Raw genomic sequence first — 18998 nt, 5'->3', positions numbered from 1 at the left:
TACCGGGTACGCCGTCCGGCGGGACCACCCGACCCGCCGCCGGCGGCTAGCGTGCCGACATGCCCGTACCCCCGCGGTTCGACACCCTGTGCAACTTCCGTGACCTCGGTGGCCGGCGCACCGTCGACGGCCGTGCCGTCGCCCGGGGCCGGCTCTACCGCTCCGACTCCCTGGCCAAGCTCGCCGGAGAGGACCTGACCCGGTTCGCGGCGCTCGGTGTCCGCACCGTGATCGACCTGCGCTACCCGTGGGAGATCGCCGAGCGCGGCCGGGCCCCGGAGAGCCTCGGCGTGACCTGGCACAACCTGAGCATCGAGCACCGCCCCTACGTGCAGGCCGACATCGACCCCGACGTCGACCCGTGGCGCCACCTGGCCGACCGGTACGCCGAGGTGGCCGAGGACGGCGTGGTCGAGCTGCGCGAGGCGCTGGAGGTGATCGCCCACGGCGAGCACCCGCTGGTGTTCCACTGTGCCTCCGGCAAGGACCGCACCGGGCTGCTCGCCGCGCTGGTGCTGGCCCTGCTCGGGGTGGACGACGACCAGATCGCTGCCGACTTCGCGGCGACCGAGGAGGCGACCGGGCGGCTGGTCGCCGAGTGGCGGGACCGCAACGGGGGCGCGTCGCCGCGCTGGCCCGCGTACGGGCGGGCGCCGGCCGAGATCATCCGGTTGGTGCTGGCCGATCTGGTGGCGGCGCACGGCTCGGTGCGCGGCTACGTCACCGGGCGGCTGGGTGTCGGCGAGGAGACGATCGCGGCGCTGCGCGCCCGGCTGCTCACCGACGACGGAAAACCGGACGACGACGACACCGCGCTCTGGCAGGCTACCTGATCATGGACAACCGGTGGGACGGCCTGCGGGCCGAGGTACGCGCCGCGCTCGACGACCTGGTCACCTCCGGACGGGAGGCCGGCGTCCAGGTGGCCGCCTACCTCGACGGCACCCCGATCGTCGAGGAGCAGGCCGGGCTCGCCGACACCGGCACCGGGCGGCCGATGACCGCGGACACCCCGGTGCACGCGGTCTCCACCGGCAAGGGCCTGACCGCCACCGTGGTGCACGTGCTGGCCGAGCAGGGCCGGCTCGACGAGGACCTGCCGCTGGCCCGGGTGTGGCCGGAGTTCGCCCGGCACGGCAAGGACGGCATCACGCTGCGGCACGTGCTCACCCACACCGCCGGCCTGCCCGCCCTGCCCGCCGACGTCACCCCGGACGACTTCACCGACTGGTCCCGGATGTGCGCGCTGCTCGCCGACGCGGAGCCAATGTGGGCGCCCGGCGAGCGACTGGCGTACCACGCCTGGACCTGGGGGTGGCTGGTCGGCGAGGTGGTCCGCCGGGTCACCGGCAGATCGGTGTCGCAGGTGCTCGCCGAGGAGATCGCCGGGCCGCTCGGCGTGACCCGGGAGCTGTTCCTCGCCGTACCGGAGGCGGAGCTGCCCCGGCTGGCGCGGCTGGAGGACGCCGGCCTGTCCGCGCTGATGACCTGGGCCGGGGCGAACCTGCCCCACTTCGACGCGGTGGCCCCGCCGGGGGTCCGCCCGGACACGGTCATCGGCAGCCGTCCCGACGTGCTGCGTGCCGAGGTGCCGTCGGTGGGCACGATGAGCGCCCGCGCGGCGGCCCGGATGTACGCGGCGCTGCTCGGCCCGGTCGACGGCGTCCGACTCGTCTCCCCCGACCGGCTGCGCGCGATGTCCGCCCCGGCGGTCCGCGCGCCGGAGTGGGTGTTCGGGCAGGAGAGCACGTTCGGGCTGGGCTACGCCGTCGACGACGACGGGTCGTTCGGCACCGCCGGCAGCGGCGGCAGCCTCGCGTTCGCGTACCCGGAACTGGGGTTGACCGTGGCGGCGGTGCGCAACCGGCTCGGCGCGGGCGACGGCGACCCGATGGAACGGCTGCGGATGCTGGTCCGCGACCGGGTGGCCGCCGAACTGGGCCGGGGCTAGGCGCGGCGCAGTCGGGCGCGCAGCCGCCCGGCTGCGTCCCCGAACACCGCGCCGGTCATCGGCAGCAGCGGGCTGGACCGCATCACCGCCAGGTCCTCCGCCGGGGTGGTGGCGCCGTCGAGGAAGCGCAGCACCCGCTCCGGCGGGTTCCGGTCGAACAGCCGGTCGAAGAACCCCACCCCGTCCACGTGCCCCCGGTCCAGCGCGCGCAGCGCCACCGCGTCCATCCAGCGGTGCCGCCCCGGGTACGCCGGCGCGGGTACCGGCGGCCGGCCGGCGGCCACCGCGCGGGCCACCTGGTCGGCCTGGCGGAGCATCGCGGAGAACGTGAAACCGGTGGACGGGCGGGTGGCCCCGCCGGCGGTGCCCAGCCGCACCACACGCGGGCTCGGTCGGGCGACGAACGGGCCGTCGGTCATCGGGATGACGCCGTTCTCCACCTCCCGCACCCGCAGCGCGGTCAGGTCCAACCCGGTCAGGGCGGCGTAGCCGCGCAGCGCCGCGTCGTAGCCGGCGTCGTCGAGCACCGCCGGCCCGAACTCGGTGTACTCGACCAGCGCGAACCGGTCGTCGACCGGCAGCACGTAGCCGAAGGAGACCCCGCGCCGCGGCTGCGGCGTCCGGAAGTCCATCAGCACCGCCCGGCCCGGGTCGAACGTCGGCCGGTCGGCCGCCAGCCACCAGCCCCGGAAGTGCTGCAACCAGCTGGTCCGCCCCGGCCGGGACGGCGGGCGCGGACGGGAGTCGAGCACCCAGCCGGCCCGCACCAGCGGGCGTCCCTCCGGATCGCACACGGTGACCCGGTGCCCGTCGTCGCGCAACTCCCCCGCCGGCACGCCGATGCGGACCGCGTCCAGCCGCCGCTCCGCCTCGGCAGCCCGGTCGTAGACCGGGGCGGAGCGGAGCATGGCGTACCGCAGCGGGTCCAGCGACAGGACGCGGCGGCCGGCCGCCGTGACCACGTCGACCTGCGACCAGCTCGCGCTCAGCAGCGGGTCGAGGTCGTCGCCGGGCGTGCCCCAGAACGCCCAGGTGCGGTCCTGACCACGTTTGCGCACCGGGTCGACCACGGCGACCCGCAGGCCGCGCACCCCGTGCCGGTCCAGGGCGGCCAGGACCAGGGAGGCGGCGCCACCGCCGCCGACCAGCGCGAGGTCGACGTCGGCCGGGGAGGATGCGTGCACCCGCCCACGCTGTCACACGGCCGGTGAGCGCCGCCGGGGACCCCGCCGCCCGCCGCCGGCGCGCCGCGTAGATTCGGCCGCATGACACGGGCGCCGCTGCGGGTGGGGTTGCTGGGGTACGGCATCGCCGGACGGGTGTTCCACGCCCCGCTGATCGCCGCCACCGACGGGCTGCGGCTGGACGCGGTGGTGACCCGCGACCCGCAGCGTCGCGCGCAGGCCCACGCCGAGCACCCCGACGCCCGCGTGGTCGACGACGCCGAGGCGCTGTGGCGGTCCGCCGCCACACTCGACCTGGTGGTGGTGGCCACGCCGAACCGGCAGCACGTGCCGCTGGCCCGCGCCGCGGTCGCGGCCGGGCTGCCGGTGGTGGTGGACAAGCCGATCGCGCCCACCGCCGCGCAGGGTCGCTCGCTGGTGACCGAGGCCGCGGCCGCCGGGGTGCCGCTGACGGTGTTCCAGAACCGGCGCTGGGACGGCGACTTCCGCACCGTACGCCGCCTCGTCGAGGCCGGTGAGCTGGGCCGGGTCAACCGGTTCGAGTCGCGGTTCGAACGCTGGCGGCCGGAGATCAAGCCGGGCTGGCGGGAGAGCGCCGCGCCCGACGAGGCCGGTGGCGCGCTGTTCGACCTCGGCGCCCACCTGGTCGACCAGGCGGTGCAGCTCTTCGGCCCGGTGGACCGCGTCTACGCGGAGGTGGACCGGAGACGGCCGGGCGCCGAGGTCGACGACGACGCGTTCGTCGCGCTCACCCACCGCAGCGGCGTGCGCTCGCACCTGTGGATGGGCGCGGTGACCGCCCAGCTCGGCCCGCGTTTCCGGGTGCTCGGCGACCGGGCCGCCTGGACCAGCTGGGGACTGGACCCGCAGGAGGCCGCGCTGCGCGACGGCCGGCGGCCCGGCGAGCCCGGGTGGGGCGAGGTCGACCCGGAGCGCTACGGCCGGCTCGGCGCCGACGGCGACCTGCGGGCCGTGCCCACCGAGGCCGGCCGCTACCAGGACTTCTACGCCGACGTGGCGGCGGCGCTGCGCGACGGCGGGCCGCTGCCCGTCGACCCGGCGGACTCCGTCGCCGTGGTCGAGCTGATCGAGCTGGCCCACCGGGCCGCCGCGCAGGGCGTCACGCTGCCGGTGCCACCGCTGCCCTGAGCGTCACCGGGCCGCCGGCAGCGACGGCTCCGGCGCCGGATCGACGTACGCGGCGGCCACGACCGCCCGGTCGAACACCCGCCATGTCGCGGCCGTCACCGCGACCGCCACCACGAACCCCACCCAGTACGGCGCGGTGATGCCGTAGCGGGCGGCCACCACCCCGCCGAGCAGCGCGCCGACGCAGTTGCCGCCGGCCGCGATGAACAGGTTCGTGCTGCCCACCCGACCCATCAGAGCCGTCGGGGTGAGGCGCTGACGCAACGAGTTCGCCACGATGTTCCACAGCGCGCTGTGCACCCCGAACGCGAACAACGCCAGCCCGACCACCACCGCGCTGCGGGAGGCGGCCAGCGCCAGGTGCAGGACGGCCTCGGTCAGCAGACCCACCCGGACCGTCCAGGTGGCGGTGATCGCGGCGACCAACCGGTCGCCGACCACCGAGCCGAGCAGGCCGCCCACCGCCATGCACGTGAACAACGCCCCGTAGCCGACCGAGCCGAGACCCAGCCGTTCGGTGGCCAACAGCACCAGCACCGCGAGCGCCGCGGTCAACGTGACGTTGAGCAGCCCGATCAGCATCGTCATGGTGCGCAGCAGCCGCTGCGACAGCAGCCACCGGAACCCCTCCGCGATCTCCGCGCGCGCCGAGCGCGGCCCGGTCGGCTTCCCCTCCCCCCGGTACGTGCCGGCGAGCAGACCGACGAGCACGGCGCTCAACGCGTACGTGCCGGCGTTGAGCGCGAACGGCGCCGCCGCCGCGAGCACGAACAGGAAGCCGCCCAGCGGACCGGCGACCATGTTCTGCGTGACCTGGGTGCCGCCGTTGAGCCAGCCGTTGGCCCGCTCCAGCCGGGACCGGGGCACCACCGCCGGCAGGACCGCTTGGGCGGCGGTGCGGAACACCACCTCGCCGGTGTTGACCACGAACAGCACCACGTAGAGCAGCGCCACCCCGGCCCGTTCGGTGAGCATCGCGGCGGCCAGCACGACCAGCGCGACGACCCGCACCCAGTCGATGAGCACCATCAGCCGACGCCGGTCCACCCGGTCGGCCAGCACACCGCCGGGCAGCGCGAACAGCAGCCACGGCAGCCACGACACCGCCGCGCCGGCCGAGACCACCAGCGGGTCGTCGGTGCGCGACGCCACGTACAGCGGGGCGGCCACGGTGGCCGTGCCGCTGCCCAGCGCGGACAGCGTGCTCGCGGTCCACAGGCGGGCGAAGCGCCCGCCGAGCCGTTCCCCCGTCACGACGAGGCAAGCTACCAGCGGCGACGCGCCGAGCCGAGCGGATTACCGCCGCCCGGCCAGCACCGCCGGGGCCAGCGGATCGGTCAGGTCGAGCACCACGTCGGCCCGCTCCCCGGGGCGCTGCTCACGGACGGCTCCCGGTGTCCCAGCCGGGCGCGAGACGGACGGCGAGCCGCTCCCACTCCCGCGATCCCCCGCGCACCGGCCACGCGGTGGTCCGGCCCTCGGCGCGGACCGCCCCGGCCACCCCCTCGGCGAGCCCTCGGGACTCGACGGCGAGTCGGGCCGCCGGGACGTCGGCCGCCTCAAGGTGGCGCATCCGCCGCACGTAGCCGTTGATCTCGTGACGCATCCGGTCGGCACCCTGATCGGCCGGCGCGAGCACCACGACGTCGGGCGGGCCACCCTCGGCCAGCGCGGCGACCGTCCGGTCGTGGCCGTCGAGCAGCACCAGGGTCTGCAACCCGCTCACCCACCACAGCAGCACGGGCGGAAGGACGCCGGCGCGGGCCTGCCGCCGCCAGGCGCGTACCCGACCGTGACCGGCCGGCGCCAGCCGGCGCAACGGGAGCACGTCCCGCAGGTCGTCGTCGGGGTCGCCGTAACCGAACCACGTGACGTGTCCGCGATCCGGGTCGACCCGGGTGAGCCGGTCCCAGTGGGTGGAGATGCTCCACCCGGGCATGCCGGCGGCGAGCGTCCATCGACCCCGGTGCAACGGCCCGTCCTGGTCGGCCGCGCCCAGCCAGTCGGCGAACCGATGCGTCCAGCGCATCGCCCACACGGCGGCGTCCGGACTGGTCTCCTGGACCCGTCTCGCGGCAGCGGCGGTGATCGGGGGCAGCGGCGAGCGGTATCCGCCGGTCCGGGCGTAGCGCACGCCGTGGTGGCGCGCGCCCTGGCGGGCGAGCAGGACGATCCGCTCCGCCTGCCGGATGAGGAGCCGACCGCCCCCGGCCGCCTCCACCCGCAGCCCCGGACGGGCCGGTGTGGTCGCCGTCAGCGACACGCCGAGCCCGCCCGGCAGCGTCGCCCGCACGAGCCCGCCGCTCCCCCGCGACCCCGGTCCCATCCGCCCAGGGTGCCCGAGCCACCCCGCTTCCCGCACCCCGGTTGTCCCCGGTCCGTCGGTCACGAGGGCGGGGTCGGGGGCGGGGTCGTGTTGAGGCGGGCGGCCTGGCGGGTCAGGTGGTCGCGTTCGGCCAGGTTGAGGGCCTTGCGGGCCGCCTCGGCGTAGAGCCGCGCGGCCGTGGACCGGTCGCCGTCGCGTTCGTGCAGGTACGCGGCGACCGCGGTGTGCCGGGGCACCGTGTCGTCGAGCGCGGCGAGCGCGGCCAGCCCGGCCCGCGGGCCGTCCGCCTCGCCGACCGCCACCGCCCGGTTCAGCCGGACGACCGGGCTGTCGGTGAGGCGGACCAGTTCGTCGTACCACTCGACGATCTGCACCCAGTCGGTCTCCGCCGCGGTGGGCGCGTCGGCGTGCAGGGCGGCGACGGCGGCCTGGGCCTGGAACTCGCCCAGCCGGTCGCGGGACAGGGCGGTCTGCAGGATCGCCACCCCCTCGGTGATCAGGCCGGTGTCCCAGCGGCGGCGGTCCTGCTCGGCCAGCGGCACCAGGCTGCCGTCGGGCGCGGTCCGGCTGGCCCGGCGGGCGTGGTGCAGCAGCATCAGCGCGAGCAGCCCGGCCACCTCCGGGTGGTCGACAGCGGCGGCGAGCTGCCGGGTCAGCCGGATCGCCTCGGCGGCCAGGTCGACGTCGCCGGAGTAGCCCTCGTTGAAGACCAGGTAGAGCACGCGCAGCACGGTGGCGACGTCACCGGGCTGGTCGAACCGTACGCCGGCGACGGTGCGCTTGGCCCGGCTGATCCGCTGCGCCATGGTCGCCTCCGGCACCAGGTACGCCCGGGCGATCTGGCGGGTGGTGAGGCCGCCGACGGCGCGCAACGTGAGCGCGACCGCCGCCGACGGCGTCAGCGACGGGTGGGCGCAGAGGAAGTAGAGCTGGAGTGTGTCGTCCACGCCGGACACCGGGCCCGGCGGCGGCTCCTCGTCCACCACGTCCTCCCGTCGACGCCGGGCGGCGTCGGCGCGGGCGGTGTCGAGGAACCGGCGCCAGGCCACGGTGACCAGCCACGCCCTCGGGTCGCGCGGCGGGTCGGCCGGCCAGACGCGCCACGCCTCGACCAGCGCGTCCTGCACGGCGTCCTCGGCCGCCGCGAAGTCGACCCCGCGGCGGACGAGGACCCCGAGGGCGACCGGGGTGAGGCTCCGGAGCAGAACCTCGTCCATCGGAGCGGTCACTCCGTGACGGTGGGCGGCGCGGTCATGAACGGCCGGATCTCCAGCCACTCGTGGAGCGGTCGGCCGCCCTGTCCCGGCGCGGCCGACAGCTCGGCGGCGAGTTCGAGGGCCCGCTCGTAGCTGTCCACGTCGATCACCATCCAGCCGGCGATCAGGTCCTTCGTCTCGGCGAACGGGCCGTCGGTCACCGGCGGGCGCCCCTCGCCGTCGTAGCGCACGAACGTGCCCTCCGGGGCGAGCGCCTCGGAGTCGACGAACTCGCCGGACTCCTCCAGCCGGGCCGCGAAGTCCTTCATGTACTGCACGTGCGCCGAGAACTCCTCCGGCGTCCACCGGTCGAACTGCGGCATGTCGACGACCGGGGTCGGGCCGCCGCGGTAGTGCTTCAGCAGCAGGTACTTCGCCATGGTGACTCTCCTCGGATCGGGTGCGGCCATTCTGACCGCGTTCATCCCGGGGACGGAGCCGACCACCCGTTCTCGACATACGCGGCGGTGGAAATCGTCGCCGGCCTCACTCCCCCTAAGCATCCTAGGAGGCTAGCTTCGGATGGACAGGCAGCCGCCAGGGTGCATATGCTCCGGAAGAGCAGCCGTAGGGTTGCCTTTCCCCGGTGAGTGGAGTGACGGGTGGACGAGGTTTTCCGGGCGCTGGCCGACCCCAGCCGGCGACGCCTGCTCGACCGCCTGAACGCCCGCAACGGCCAGAGCCTGCGCGAGCTGTGCGCCGGGCTGGACATGAGCCGGCAGTCGGTGAGCAAGCACCTCGCGGTGCTGGAGGCCGCCGGCCTGGTCACCACCATCAAGCGGGGGCGGGAGAAGCTGCACCACCTCGACGCCGCCCCCATCAACGCGGTGGCCGACCGCTGGATCGGCCGCTACCACCGGGAGCGCGCCCGCGCCCTCGCCGACCTGCAGACAGCATTGGAGCGGCAGCCCATGGAGAGCCCCACGTTCGTCTACACCACCTACGTCCGGACCACGCCCGAGCGGCTCTGGCAGGCCCTGACCGAACCCGCGTTCACCCGCCGCTACTGGGGCGGCGTCACGCTCGTCTCCGACTGGCGGGCCGGCTCACCGCTGCTCTGGCAGGACACGCCGGACGACGAGCCGCGCGACCTCGGTCAACGGGTGCTCGTCGCCGAACCGTACCGGCGCCTCGCGTACACCTGGCACGGCTTCCAGCCCGAGCACGCCGCGCACTTCGGGTGGTCCGACGAGGAACTGGCCGCCCGGCTCGGCGAGCGCCGGTCCACTGTCACGTTCGACCTCGTGCCGCAGGGCGGGACCGTCCGGCTGACCGTGATCCACGACGACTTCTCGCCGGACAGCGAGATGTACCGGGCGATCAGCGGCCAACTCGACGGCAGCGGAGGCTGGCCGGAACTGCTGGCCAGCCTCAAGAGCCTGTTGGAGACCGGCGAGCCGCTGCCGGAGCCGGTCGCGGCAGGCTGACCCGCGCGGCCGGGCCCGGAGCCGCCCGCCCCCGTCGCGGCGGTCCCGGGCCCGGCCGGTCAACGGCCGGCGGTATGCCGCAGCCCGGGCACCAGCACGGCGGCGGCCACCAGGTGCAGGGCCACCAGCGTGACCGTCGCCGCCGACCCGACGCCCGCGCCCACCGGCCCGAGCAGCGACAGCGCCAGCACCAGCACGGCGACCACCGTCCAGACCGGCCGGGCCCGGGCGGTGAGCCGCTCCAGCAGGGCCAGCGACGCCCAACCGGCCAGCCCGGCGAGCAGCGTGCTGACGGCGACGGCCACCGGCGTGACCCGCTGCGCGGCGCCGTCGCCACCACGCGCGGCCAGCTCCACCCCGGCGAGCGGCACCGCGACCACCCAGCCGAGCAGCGTGGCGGCGGTGGCGGCGAGCACGGTGAGCAGCCGGTCGCGGCGGCGGGCCGGGCGGACGGCGGTGCTCGGAATCGTGGTCTCCATCGGCGCGTACCTCCGGTGCGGTGGGATCGACTGGCGACGACGCTAGGGCCGGCGACGGGTCGGGCGGATCGCGCCGGCGACCGGTTCCCGACTCCGTCCCGGGGACCACTGACGGCCGGGATCTCCGTCTCGCGGCCGATGAGGGCCGGCCGGCCGGCCGCCTAGCATCCGGGACATGAGGTGTGCGTCTTCCCGGCCACGGTTCCTGCTGCTGCTCGACGGCGGCATCGCCGCCGCCTGCCTCGGCGTGTCCCTGCTCGTGCTGCTGACGTCCGACGCCGGCCCGGCCACGACCGGCGGGACCGCCGTCGCGGTCGGCCTCGCCGCGCTGCAGGCCAGCTGTCTGCTGTGGATCCGGCGCCGACCCGGGTACGCCCTCGCGGTCGCCGCGCTGGCCGGCGTCGGCCTGGAGGCGTTCTGCCCGCAGCTCGGCTGGCTCGGGTTGGTGGCGGCGCCGCTGTCCTACGTCGCCCGGCTGCGGCGACCCCGGTTCTCGCTGGTCGCCCTCGGGCTGCTGGTGGCGCCCACGCCGTGGAAGCTGGTGACCGGCGACTGGCGGGACATGCTGCTCGCCGCGACCGGGCTGGGCCTCGGCTGGTCGGTCGGCGAGCTGCTGCGCGCCCAGGAGCAGCGCCGCTGCGCGTGGGAGCGGCAGGTACGCGCGGTCGAGCGGGAACGGATCTCCCGGGAGCTGCACGACGTGGTCGCCCACCACGTGGCGGTGATCGCGGTGCAGGCCGTCGCCGCCGAGGACGTCTTCGACCAGCAGCCGGAGCAGGCCCGCGCGGCGCTCGGGTCGATCCACGTGGCGGCCCGGTCGGCGCTGACCGAGCTGCGGGCCATGCTGCACGCGCTGACCGCCGACGGCGGATCCGATCCGGACGCGCCGCAGCCGGGGCTGGCCCAGCTCGACGCGCTCGTCGACGCCGTCCGGGCGGTCGGCCTGCCGGTGACGTTGCGCCGCGAGGGAGACGGCGAGGCGCTGCCCGGCGGGGTGCAGCTGTCGGCGTACCGGATCGTGCAGGAGTCGCTGACCAACGCGCTGCGGCACGGGCACGCCACCCGCGCCGACGTCGACGTCCGGTACGACGGGGGCGTGCTCCGCCTGGAGGTGGTCAACGACGGCGCGGCGCCGGCCCGCCGGTCCGGGACGAGCGAGGGGCGCGGCATCGTCGGCATGCGGGAGCGGGCCCGGCTGCTCGGCGGCACGCTCGACGCCGGCCCGCTGCCCAGCGGCGGCTTCCGGGTACGGGCGCAGCTGCCGGTGGGCGCGGCCCGGTGAGCGCGAGGAGTGAGCCGGTGTTGCGAGCCCCGCAGTCGCGAACGGAAGGTGGCCGGTGAGCGCGAGGAGTGAGCCGGTGTTGCGAGCCCCGCAGTCGCGAACGGAAGGTGGCCGGTGAGCGCGAGGAGTGAGCCGGTGTTGCGAGCCCCGCAGTCGCGAACGGAAGGTGGCCGGTGAGCGCGAGGAGTGAGCCGGTGTTGCGAGCCCCGCAGTCACGAACGGAAGGTGGCCGATGAGCGAGCCGGACGGCGGGCGGGCGCGCATCCGCGTGGTGGTGGCCGACGACCAGGAGCTGATCCGCGCCGGGTTACGGATGGTCCTCGACGCCCGGCCGGACCTGACCGTGGTCGGTGAGGCCGCGGACGGCGTCGAGGCGGTCGCGGTGGCGACCCGTACCCGACCGGACGTGGTGCTGATGGACGTGCGGATGCCCCGCCAGGACGGCATCGCCGCCACCCGGGAGCTGGTGGCCGCCGGCAGTCCCGCCCGGGTCGTCATGCTCACCACGTTCGACGTCGACGAACACGTCTACGCCGCGCTGCGCGCCGGGGCCAGCGCCTTCCTGCTCAAGGACACCCGACCGGCCGACCTGGCCGAGGCGGTACGGGTGGTGGCCCGGGGCGACGCCCTGCTGGCGCCGACCGTGACGCGGCGGCTGCTGGACCGGTTCGCCGGCCGGCTGCCCGGCCCGGCGCCCACCGCCGACCGCGCGCTCGCGGCGTTGACCGCCCGTGAGGTGGAGGTGCTCACGCTGACCGCCCGGGCGCTGTCCAACGCGGAGATCGCCGCCCGGCTGCACCTGAGCACCGCCACGGTGAAGACCCACGTCTCCGCGATCCTCACCAAGCTCGGCCTGCGGGACCGGATCCAGGCGGTGGTCCTCGCCTACGACACCGGACTGGTCCGGCCGGAGCCGCCGGCCGGGTGAGCCGCACGCACACGACCACGGGGGACGACATGAGCGACATGACACTGCACCGCACCGGACGTCGACTCTGGACGCTGACCACGGCGGGCACACCGCGCGGCACGCTGCGCGCCGGTCGGGGCCTGGTCTGCGCCGACGCGACCACCGCCGAGGGCACCTGGACGTTGCGGGCGCTGGGCCGGCGGCAGCTCCGGATCACCGCCGGGCCACCGGATGCGCCGGTACTCGTCCTGGAGCCGCCGCTGGCCCGGTGGGCCGGCACGGACGCACCGGCCGGGTGGAGCACGCCGCGCGGCTTCCGGCGGTACGAGGGCGTCCTGACCCGTCCCGGCGGCCGGGTCGCCGCCCGCACCTCGACCCGTGCGGGCGCGCCGGTCGACGTCGACCTGATCGGGCGGCACCCCGATCTCGTCGTGCTCACTGTGTGCTTCGCGCTGCTGGCGAGGCGCCGGCGGGACCGGGCGAGGGCACTGTTGGTCGCCGCGATGACCTCGCACGGCCCGACCTGACCCCGCCCACGAACTCCGCCGAAAGCCGACGGGAACGGACGGTCGGTGACGAACAGGCACGCCGTACGCAGGTGCGGGCCGTCCTCGTCGGGGAGGCGGGAGGGTGGACACCGGACGGCAACGAAGATTTCTCAATTACCCCCAGTGACCGCCGCAACCCTCCTAGTGTTGGCCACACCGGTGCTAGTCACGGAGTTGGCCACCCGAACGACGTCCCACGCAGACAGCGGACGAAAAGTGAGGGAAGACGCGGATGAAGGCACAGTCATTTCTCGGACCGGCGGCGGTCGGCGTGGGCCTCGGCGCACTGCTGCTCCCGGCCGCCGCGCTGGCGGACACCAGAGTCTCACCCGCCACCACCCCGGTCGGCGGCACCGTGGTGCTCACCACGACGTGCAACCCGAACGCCGGTGACGCGATCTTCCGGGTCACCGGGCCCGACCGCGACCAGAACGTCCGGTCCACCACGGCGGCCGCGGGGGGCGGGCTGAGCGCCGAACTGTTCACCGCCGGCTTCACGCTCGGCACGTACACGGTCGCCTCGACCTGCGGCGACGGCAGCGACGGCGGCAGCGCCACGTTCACCGTGACCCCGATCGGTGGCGCGCAGGCCGGCGCCGGCGGCCGGGACGGCGACACCGGCGTCCTGGTCGCGGGCGGCGCGCTGGCCGCCGGCGCGCTCGCCGGCGGGGCGTACGTGGTGTTCCGTCGCCGGCGGCGGGCGGGCGCCACCGCCTGACGGTTCGCCGCGGCATCGTCGAACGGGGGCGCCCGCGCCGGCACGGCCGGCGCGGGCGCCCCGTCCCCGTCGCACGGAGGTGGGATCTGTCCTCGTCAGACCGCCGGACGGGCGGCCCGTCACGGGTCCGCACCGTCGCCGTCGTCACCGCCGTCACCCTCGCCGGCGCCACCGGCGCCGGGCTGGTCTCGGCCGGTCTCGGCAGCACCTCGGCGTCACCGCCCCAACCCGGCACCTCCGCCGCGCCGACCACCGAACGCCCGGGCGCGGCCGGCCCGGCGCTCCCCCGATCGACCCCGGTGCGGGTGGTCATCCCCCGCATCGGGGTGGACGCCGACATCGTCCCGGTCGCCACCGACGACGACGGCGCGCTGGAGGTGCCGCCGCTGGAGCGCCCGGAGGTCGCCGGCTGGTACCACCCCGGCCCCGCGCCCGGCGAGGCCGGCAACGCCGTGCTGGTCGGGCACGTCGACTCGCAGCACGGCCCGGCGGTCTTCTTCGACCTCGGCCGGCTGCGCCCCGGCGACACCGTCCGGGTGGTCCGCGCCGACGGCCGCACCGCGGTGTTCATGGTGGACGGTGTCGGCGCGTACCCGAAGCAGCGGTTCCCCACCGAGCGGGTGTACGGCGGCGGCGCGGCGTCCCGGCTGCGCCTGATCACCTGCGGCGGGCGCTTCGACCCGCGCACCGGAAACTATCCCGACAACATCGTCGTCTTCGCCACCGCCGTCCGCTGACGCGGGCCGGACACCGCCGCCGCGCCGCGGGCCGTACGGTAGGCCGTCGGTTTCCCGGGCGGCGGAGGTGTGGGGTGGACCGGATCCGGTGGCGGCCGCGGCTGCCCGGTGTGGTCGGACGGCTGCTCGGGCGCGTCGACCCGACCAGCGCGCGTCGGCCGCGGCGGGTCAACCCGGACGCGGTGGTCGACTGCGCGGTCTACGTCGGCGGGCGACGGGAGCCGGGCCGGCCGCACTACGCCGACGCGTACGCCCGGGCCCGCCACGGCCGGCGTACCTTCGTCTGGCTCGGGCTGCACGAGCCGGGCGCGGCGGTGATGGCCGCGGTCGGGCGGACGTTCGGGCTGGACGAGCCGGCGGTGGAGCAGGCGCTCGCCGACGGGCACCGGCCGACCCTGCGGCGCTACGGCGACGTGACGCTGCTGGTGCTGCGCAGCGCCGGCTACGTCGAGCACACCGAGCTGACCGCCACCTCCGAGGTGGTGGACACCGGGGACGTGCTGGTGTTCGTCGGTGACCGGTTCGCGGTGACCGTCCGGCACGGCGCCACCGGCGCGCTCGCGCCCGTACGCGAGGAGGTGCAACGCCGCCCGGAGGTGCTGGCCGAGGGGCCGTGGGCGGTGGCTTACGCGGTCTGCGCCCGGATGGTCGACCTCTACCTGGAGGTCGCCGAGCACCTGGAACGGGACCTGGAGCGGGTGGAGGAGAGCGTGTTCGCCCGCGAGCGCGGCGCCGACATCCAGCACCTCTACCAGCTCAAGCGCGAGGTGGTGGAGTTCAAGCGGGCGGTGCTGCCGCTGCCGGCGGCGCTGCGCGCGCTGCAGGACTCCCCCGACGGCGGCCCGCCGCCCGCGCTGCGCCACCGGTTCACCGCCGTGTCCGACGGGCTGGGCCGGGCGGTCGAGCGGATCGGCGCGTACGACGAGCTGCTCACGTCGCTGGTCCAGTCGCGGCTGGCGCAGCTCGCGGTGGAGCAGAACCACGACATGCGCAAGATCGCGTCGTGGGCGGCGATCGCCGCCTCGCAGACCGCGGTGGCCGGCGTCTACGGGATGAACTTCGCGCACATGCCCGAGCTGCACTGGCGGTACGGCTACGCCGGCGCGCTGCTGCTCATGGCGACGTCGGCGGTGACGCTGCACCGGTTGTTCCGCCGCTCCGGCTGGCTCTGATCCACCAGAGAGTCATGGTGGCGCCGCCCCGAGGACGGCGGTGAGGCCCTCCTCGAACAGCAGGTCGTCGTTCCACCTGGTGTCGTCGAGGTGGCCGGAGGCGACCAGAGTCGGGTAGGCGTCGGGGTGCGAGGCGACGTGGGCGCGGGCGGCTGTCCGCGCCTCCGGGTCGCTGGCGCGTCGCCACGTGGCCTCGGTCAGCGAGGAACCGACGACGACGTTCGCCAGCAGGCGCGTGACGACGGCGAGTCGGCGTCCGCGGTAGCCACCGCGCACCAGCGCGGCCTGCAGGAACTCCGTGCGGGCCAGCACGTTGGGCCCGAGCATCGGGCGCCCGACCAGCCCCGGCGCCCAGGGGTGGTCGAGCATGGCGGCACGCCACCCCCGGACGAGGACCCGCAGGTCGTCCGCCCAGGCGTCGGTCGGCTCGGGGATCGGCACGTCGCCGAAGATCCGGTCGACCGCCAGGTCCAGCACGTCGTCCTTGGTCCGCACGTGCCAGTACAGCGCGGTGGCGGTCACGTTCAGACGCTCCGCGAGGCGGCGCATGGTGAGGCCGTCGGCTCCGTGCTCGTCGAGCAGGGCCACCGCCGCGTCGACGATGCCCTCCCGGGTCAGGGGCCGCCGGTGCCGGGTCCGGCTCGGCTGCGCCCGCAGCCAGACCGGTTCGCCGCTGCTCATGCCGCCCAGAATAAACGCTGTACAGGCAACTTAACGCCGGTAAGTTGGGAGTCGTCGATTCGGCGGGTAGGGAGGCCATCGCCATGACGCTCCTGCGCATCCAGCTCGCCAGCGACCCCGGCACCGCGCGGCGCGTCCTGCACCTGCACCGGCAGGGCCGGATCCACCACGACTCCCGGGAGGCGGCCCGGCAGGAGGTGTGGCGGCAGGGCCGCACCCCCGCCGGCGACCCGGTCTTCGTCGGCGTCACGAACGGCCGCCGGCACGTGCGGCTGCTCTACGACGTCGAGGTCCACCCCGACACCGTCCCGTGAGCACCCGCCGCGCGCCGGGCCCTCAGCGCCTGGATCCGGCCAGGTCGGCCAGCTCGGCGTCGAGCAACTCGGCCAGCAGCGCCACCCGGCCCGGGTCGGACTCCGCGGTGATGCCCCGGCTGGGCATCTCCACCGTCATCAGCAGGTAGAGGTGCAGCCGGTAGAGCCCGAGCCGTCGCCGCGCGCCCTCGTCCAGGGCGAACGGCGCGGCCGCCCGGTAGGCCCGGACCAGCGGGTCGTCCGGCTCGTCCTCGGCGCGGCGGAACAGCAACGGCGACACCAGGTCCAGCAGCGGGTCGCCGCACAGGTGCCGCTCGCCGTCGACCAGGCCGCTGAGCCGGGGCGTGCCGTCCGGACCGTCCACCGCCAGCACGTTGCCGGCCCAGCCGTCGAAGTGCAGCAACGCCGGGCGGCGCACCACGTCGAGGACGGCCGCGTGCCGGGCGACCAGCGCGCGGATCCGGGACGCGGGCACCGGCAGCGGCACCGCCCAGTCGGCCGCGTCGGCGAGCAGGTCGTCCACCATCGCGGTGTAGGCGCCCCGCCAGGTGGGGGCGGTGGCGCGGCCGCCGTCGTAGCCGTACCGGTCGCCGGTGACGGCGTGCAGCGCGGCCAGCGCCCGGCCGAACTCGGCGCGCAGCGGCCCGACGTCCGCGCCGGCCCGGGTCAGGTCCCACAGGGTACGGCCGGGCAGCCGCGCGGTGAGCAGCCAGTCGCCCAGCTCGGGATGGCGGCCGTGGTGCAGCAACGCCGGCACCGGCACCGCCGGCGCGCGGGCGGCCACCAGGCGCAGGTAGCGCGCCTCCGCGCCGATCATGTCCGTCTCGTAGCGCAGCAGCGGCACGTGCGGCGGTGGCCCGACCTTGAGCACCACGTCACGGCCGTCGGCCAGGCGCACCCACCACACCGCGGCGAAGCCGCCACCGCTCAACGGGCCGCAGTCGGCCACCTCGCCGGCCGGCCCGAGCGAGGCGGTCAGGTAACGGCGGACCCGTGCCGGGTCGAGGTCGCGCCGGGTCGGGCTCGCGCTCATGGTCCTCGGAGGGTAGTGCGGCTTCCCCGCCGGCGCTGCCCCGCGCACGGATGGCGGCGCCCGGCGGGACCCGTCGCGGGCGCGGCCGGGCGGCGGGTGAGAATCGTCGGATGGGGAAGCAGAACACGGCCTGCCCGTGCGGGTCGGGCCGGCCGTACGAGGACTGCTGCGCGCCGGTCCACCGGGGCGTCGCGACGGCGGCCACCGCGGAGGCGCTGATGCGCTCGCGGTTCAGCGCGTTCGCCCGCGGCGACGCCGACTACCTGCGGCACAGCTGGCACTCCCGCACCCGGCCGGCCCGGCTGGAGCTGGACCCGGGCACCCGGTGGACCCGCCTGGAGGTGCTGGAGACCGCACAGGGCGGTCTGTTCGACAGCACCGGGACGGTCCGTTTCCGGGCCCACTACACCGAGGGCGGCCGGGCCGGGACGCTCGCCGAGCACAGCCGCTTCGCCCGGGAGGACGGCCGCTGGGTCTACCTCGACGCGCTGCCGGAATGAGGCGGGCCGGCGCGCCGGCCTCCCCCGGCAGCAGGATCCGGCCTAGACTGGGGCACGGCGCGGTCCCGCGCCCCACCTCCGATCCGGTGCCCACGCCACCGGCACGCGGAGGCAAAGGGGGCTTCGAGCCCTCGGGACGCGACACCTGACCACCGCGCGGCAGCCGCACGGCACGGTCGCCGGAAGCGTGGGTTCCCGACCGGGTCGTGACAGGGAGCGCGCGATGACCCGTCAGAAGTCCTTCAAGTCCCGGGTACGCACCCGGATGGACAAGACCGGCGAGAGCTACACCACCGCCCGCCGGCAGATGCTCGCCAAGGCCGAACCCGCCCGCACCCCGCCGGTGGCCCCGGCCGGGGGACGGACCCAACAGGACCGCATCTCCGACGCGCTGCTGCGCGAGCGGACCGGGCAGGACTGGGCCGGCTGGTTCGACCGGCTCGACGCGTGGGGCGCGGTCGAGCGGACCCACACCGAGACCGCCCGGTGGCTGGTCGACACGCACGGGGTGCCGGGCTGGTGGGCGCAGACCGTCACCGTCGGCTACGAGCAGGCGCGCGGCCTGCGCGCACCGGGTCAGCGGCGGGGCGGCGGGTTCGAGGCCGGCGGCAGCCGGACCGTCGCCGTGCCGGTGCAGACGCTGTTCCACGCGTTCGCCGACGAGGCGACCCGCCGGCGCTGGCTGCCCGACGTCGAGGTGCGGGTACGCACCGCGACGGGGCCGAAGACGTTCCGGGCGGACTGGGCGGGCGGCCCGAGCCGGATCGTGGTCGGCCTGACCGCGGTCGGCGCGTCGAAGGCGCGGGTGGCGGTGCTGCACGAGAAGCTGGCCGACGCCGGCGAGGCGGAACGGCTCAGGGCGTACTGGCGGGACCGGTTGGGCGCGCTGAAGGCGCTGCTGGAGCGGGAGGCGGCCCGATGACCGGTGCGACGTTCGTCAACCTTCCGGTGCGCGACCTCGACGCCGCAGTGGCGTTCTTCACCGCCCTCGGCTTCGTCGCGGCGCCCCGGCCACCGGGCGCGCCGAGCGCGCAGCTCAGCTTCGGCGCGACCACGCACCTGGTCCTGCACCTCCCCGACGCCTTCGCCGCGTTCGCCGGCGCCGACGTCTGCGACACCGCGACCGCCCGGGAGGTGATCGTGGGCCTCGGCGTGGACCGGCCCGAGCAGGTCGACGCGCTGGTCGCACGCGCGGTCGCCGCGGGTGGCACCGCGCTCGGGCCGGTCCAGGACCTCGGGCACCTCTCCATGCGCGGCTTCCGGGATCCCGACGGCCACCAGTGGTCGTTCCTGCACCTGGCCGGCTGATGCCCGGGCAGGTGCGTTAAGAG

At 75.9% G+C, this 18998-nt stretch carries 22 protein-coding genes; 14 read left to right on the top strand and 8 right to left on the bottom strand.

The window, feature by feature from the left end:
* Positions 1–59 precede the first annotated feature (59 nt).
* On the top strand, positions 60–833 hold the full coding sequence (locus COO58_RS10215; protein WP_098744763.1) for a tyrosine-protein phosphatase: 774 nt from the start codon (positions 60–62) through the stop codon (positions 831–833).
* Between the two features lie 2 nt (positions 834–835).
* The gene (locus tag COO58_RS10210) at positions 836–1951 is read left to right on the top strand and encodes a serine hydrolase (RefSeq protein WP_255292577.1); all 1116 of its coding nucleotides are present in this window, start codon (positions 836–838) and stop codon (positions 1949–1951) included.
* Here the strand turns inward: COO58_RS10210 and COO58_RS10205 are convergent.
* Positions 1948–3135, bottom strand: a complete 1188-nt coding sequence (locus tag COO58_RS10205) for a lycopene cyclase family protein (RefSeq protein WP_091574335.1) — start codon at positions 3133–3135, stop codon at positions 1948–1950. The genes COO58_RS10210 and COO58_RS10205 overlap by 4 nt on opposite strands.
* A gap of 81 nt (positions 3136–3216) precedes the next feature.
* Between COO58_RS10205 and COO58_RS10200 the strand changes: the two genes are divergently transcribed.
* Complete coding sequence (locus tag COO58_RS10200; protein WP_091574334.1) at positions 3217–4284, top strand: Gfo/Idh/MocA family oxidoreductase; 1068 nt, start codon at positions 3217–3219, stop codon at positions 4282–4284.
* A 3-nt stretch (positions 4285–4287) separates the two neighbouring features.
* On the opposite strand, the gene COO58_RS10195 is transcribed toward COO58_RS10200, so the two are convergent.
* The 4 genes from COO58_RS10195 to COO58_RS10180 all read right to left on the bottom strand — a co-directional run bounded on the left by COO58_RS10195 (position 4288) and on the right by COO58_RS10180 (position 8246).
* The gene (locus COO58_RS10195) at positions 4288–5538 is read right to left on the bottom strand and encodes an MFS transporter (RefSeq protein WP_091574333.1); all 1251 of its coding nucleotides are present in this window, start codon (positions 5536–5538) and stop codon (positions 4288–4290) included.
* Positions 5539–5662: 124 nt separating this feature from the next.
* Positions 5663–6610, bottom strand: coding sequence for a hypothetical protein (locus tag COO58_RS10190; protein ID WP_141561875.1), 948 nt, complete (start codon positions 6608–6610; stop codon positions 5663–5665).
* 59 nt (positions 6611–6669) lie between these two features.
* Positions 6670–7827 (bottom strand): RNA polymerase sigma factor, encoded by a 1158-nt coding sequence (locus COO58_RS10185; RefSeq protein WP_091574331.1) that lies wholly within the window; start codon positions 7825–7827, stop codon positions 6670–6672.
* A gap of 8 nt (positions 7828–7835) precedes the next feature.
* A complete protein-coding gene (locus tag COO58_RS10180; RefSeq protein WP_091574330.1) occupies positions 7836–8246 on the bottom strand; it encodes a YciI family protein in 411 nt (136 codons plus the stop codon).
* A 222-nt stretch (positions 8247–8468) separates the two neighbouring features.
* Between COO58_RS10180 and COO58_RS10175 the strand changes: the two genes are divergently transcribed.
* Complete coding sequence (locus COO58_RS10175; RefSeq protein WP_098744760.1) at positions 8469–9293, top strand: metalloregulator ArsR/SmtB family transcription factor; 825 nt, start codon at positions 8469–8471, stop codon at positions 9291–9293.
* A gap of 59 nt (positions 9294–9352) precedes the next feature.
* On the opposite strand, the gene COO58_RS10170 is transcribed toward COO58_RS10175, so the two are convergent.
* Entirely contained in the window at positions 9353–9772 is a 420-nt protein-coding gene (locus COO58_RS10170; protein ID WP_098744759.1) for a DUF6069 family protein, read from the bottom strand.
* 175 nt (positions 9773–9947) lie between these two features.
* On the opposite strand from COO58_RS10170, the gene COO58_RS10165 reads away from it, so the two are divergent.
* The 6 genes from COO58_RS10165 to COO58_RS10140 all read left to right on the top strand — a co-directional run bounded on the left by COO58_RS10165 (position 9948) and on the right by COO58_RS10140 (position 15139).
* Positions 9948–11054, top strand: a complete 1107-nt coding sequence (locus COO58_RS10165; protein WP_098744757.1) for a sensor histidine kinase — start codon at positions 9948–9950, stop codon at positions 11052–11054.
* 232 nt (positions 11055–11286) lie between these two features.
* Positions 11287–11982 carry a response regulator transcription factor gene (locus COO58_RS10160; RefSeq protein ID WP_091574326.1) on the top strand — a complete coding sequence of 232 codons (696 nt, stop codon included), beginning with the start codon at positions 11287–11289 and terminating at the stop codon, positions 11980–11982.
* Between the two features lie 29 nt (positions 11983–12011).
* Positions 12012–12491, top strand: a complete 480-nt coding sequence (locus COO58_RS10155) for a hypothetical protein (RefSeq protein ID WP_091574325.1) — start codon at positions 12012–12014, stop codon at positions 12489–12491.
* 253 nt (positions 12492–12744) lie between these two features.
* The gene (locus tag COO58_RS10150; protein ID WP_091574324.1) at positions 12745–13230 is read left to right on the top strand and encodes a hypothetical protein; all 486 of its coding nucleotides are present in this window, start codon (positions 12745–12747) and stop codon (positions 13228–13230) included.
* Positions 13231–13316: 86 nt separating this feature from the next.
* Positions 13317–13967 (top strand): class F sortase, encoded by a 651-nt coding sequence (locus COO58_RS10145; RefSeq protein WP_098744754.1) that lies wholly within the window; start codon positions 13317–13319, stop codon positions 13965–13967.
* A 74-nt stretch (positions 13968–14041) separates the two neighbouring features.
* On the top strand, positions 14042–15139 hold the full coding sequence (locus COO58_RS10140) for a magnesium and cobalt transport protein CorA (protein WP_098744753.1): 1098 nt from the start codon (positions 14042–14044) through the stop codon (positions 15137–15139).
* 12 nt (positions 15140–15151) lie between these two features.
* On the opposite strand, the gene COO58_RS10135 is transcribed toward COO58_RS10140, so the two are convergent.
* Positions 15152–15820, bottom strand: a complete 669-nt coding sequence (locus COO58_RS10135) for a TetR/AcrR family transcriptional regulator (RefSeq protein ID WP_098744751.1) — start codon at positions 15818–15820, stop codon at positions 15152–15154.
* Positions 15821–15903: 83 nt separating this feature from the next.
* Here COO58_RS10135 and COO58_RS10130 point away from each other — a divergent pair, with 83 nt between their 5' ends.
* On the top strand, positions 15904–16134 hold the full coding sequence (locus COO58_RS10130) for a hypothetical protein (RefSeq protein WP_091574320.1): 231 nt from the start codon (positions 15904–15906) through the stop codon (positions 16132–16134).
* 22 nt (positions 16135–16156) lie between these two features.
* On the opposite strand, the gene COO58_RS10125 is transcribed toward COO58_RS10130, so the two are convergent.
* Positions 16157–17167, bottom strand: a complete 1011-nt coding sequence (locus tag COO58_RS10125) for an aminoglycoside phosphotransferase family protein (protein ID WP_091574319.1) — start codon at positions 17165–17167, stop codon at positions 16157–16159.
* A gap of 110 nt (positions 17168–17277) precedes the next feature.
* Between COO58_RS10125 and COO58_RS10120 the strand changes: the two genes are divergently transcribed.
* From COO58_RS10120 to COO58_RS10110, 3 genes are all read left to right on the top strand, one after another.
* A complete protein-coding gene (locus COO58_RS10120) occupies positions 17278–17667 on the top strand; it encodes a YchJ family protein (protein WP_091574318.1) in 390 nt (129 codons plus the stop codon).
* Between the two features lie 223 nt (positions 17668–17890).
* Positions 17891–18589 (top strand): hypothetical protein, encoded by a 699-nt coding sequence (locus COO58_RS10115; protein ID WP_245666384.1) that lies wholly within the window; start codon positions 17891–17893, stop codon positions 18587–18589.
* Positions 18586–18975 (top strand): VOC family protein, encoded by a 390-nt coding sequence (locus COO58_RS10110; RefSeq protein ID WP_091574317.1) that lies wholly within the window; start codon positions 18586–18588, stop codon positions 18973–18975. Before COO58_RS10115 ends, COO58_RS10110 begins: the two co-directional genes overlap by 4 nt.
* The last annotated feature ends 23 nt before the right edge of the window (positions 18976–18998 follow it).

The sequence above is a fragment of the Micromonospora sp. WMMA1996 genome, from assembly GCF_002573675.1.
GTDB classification, from domain to species: Bacteria; Actinomycetota; Actinomycetes; order Mycobacteriales; family Micromonosporaceae; genus Micromonospora; species Micromonospora sediminicola.
Note: the sequence above shows the minus strand (reverse complement) of the source record. Positions and strands in the feature narration are given on the sequence as shown.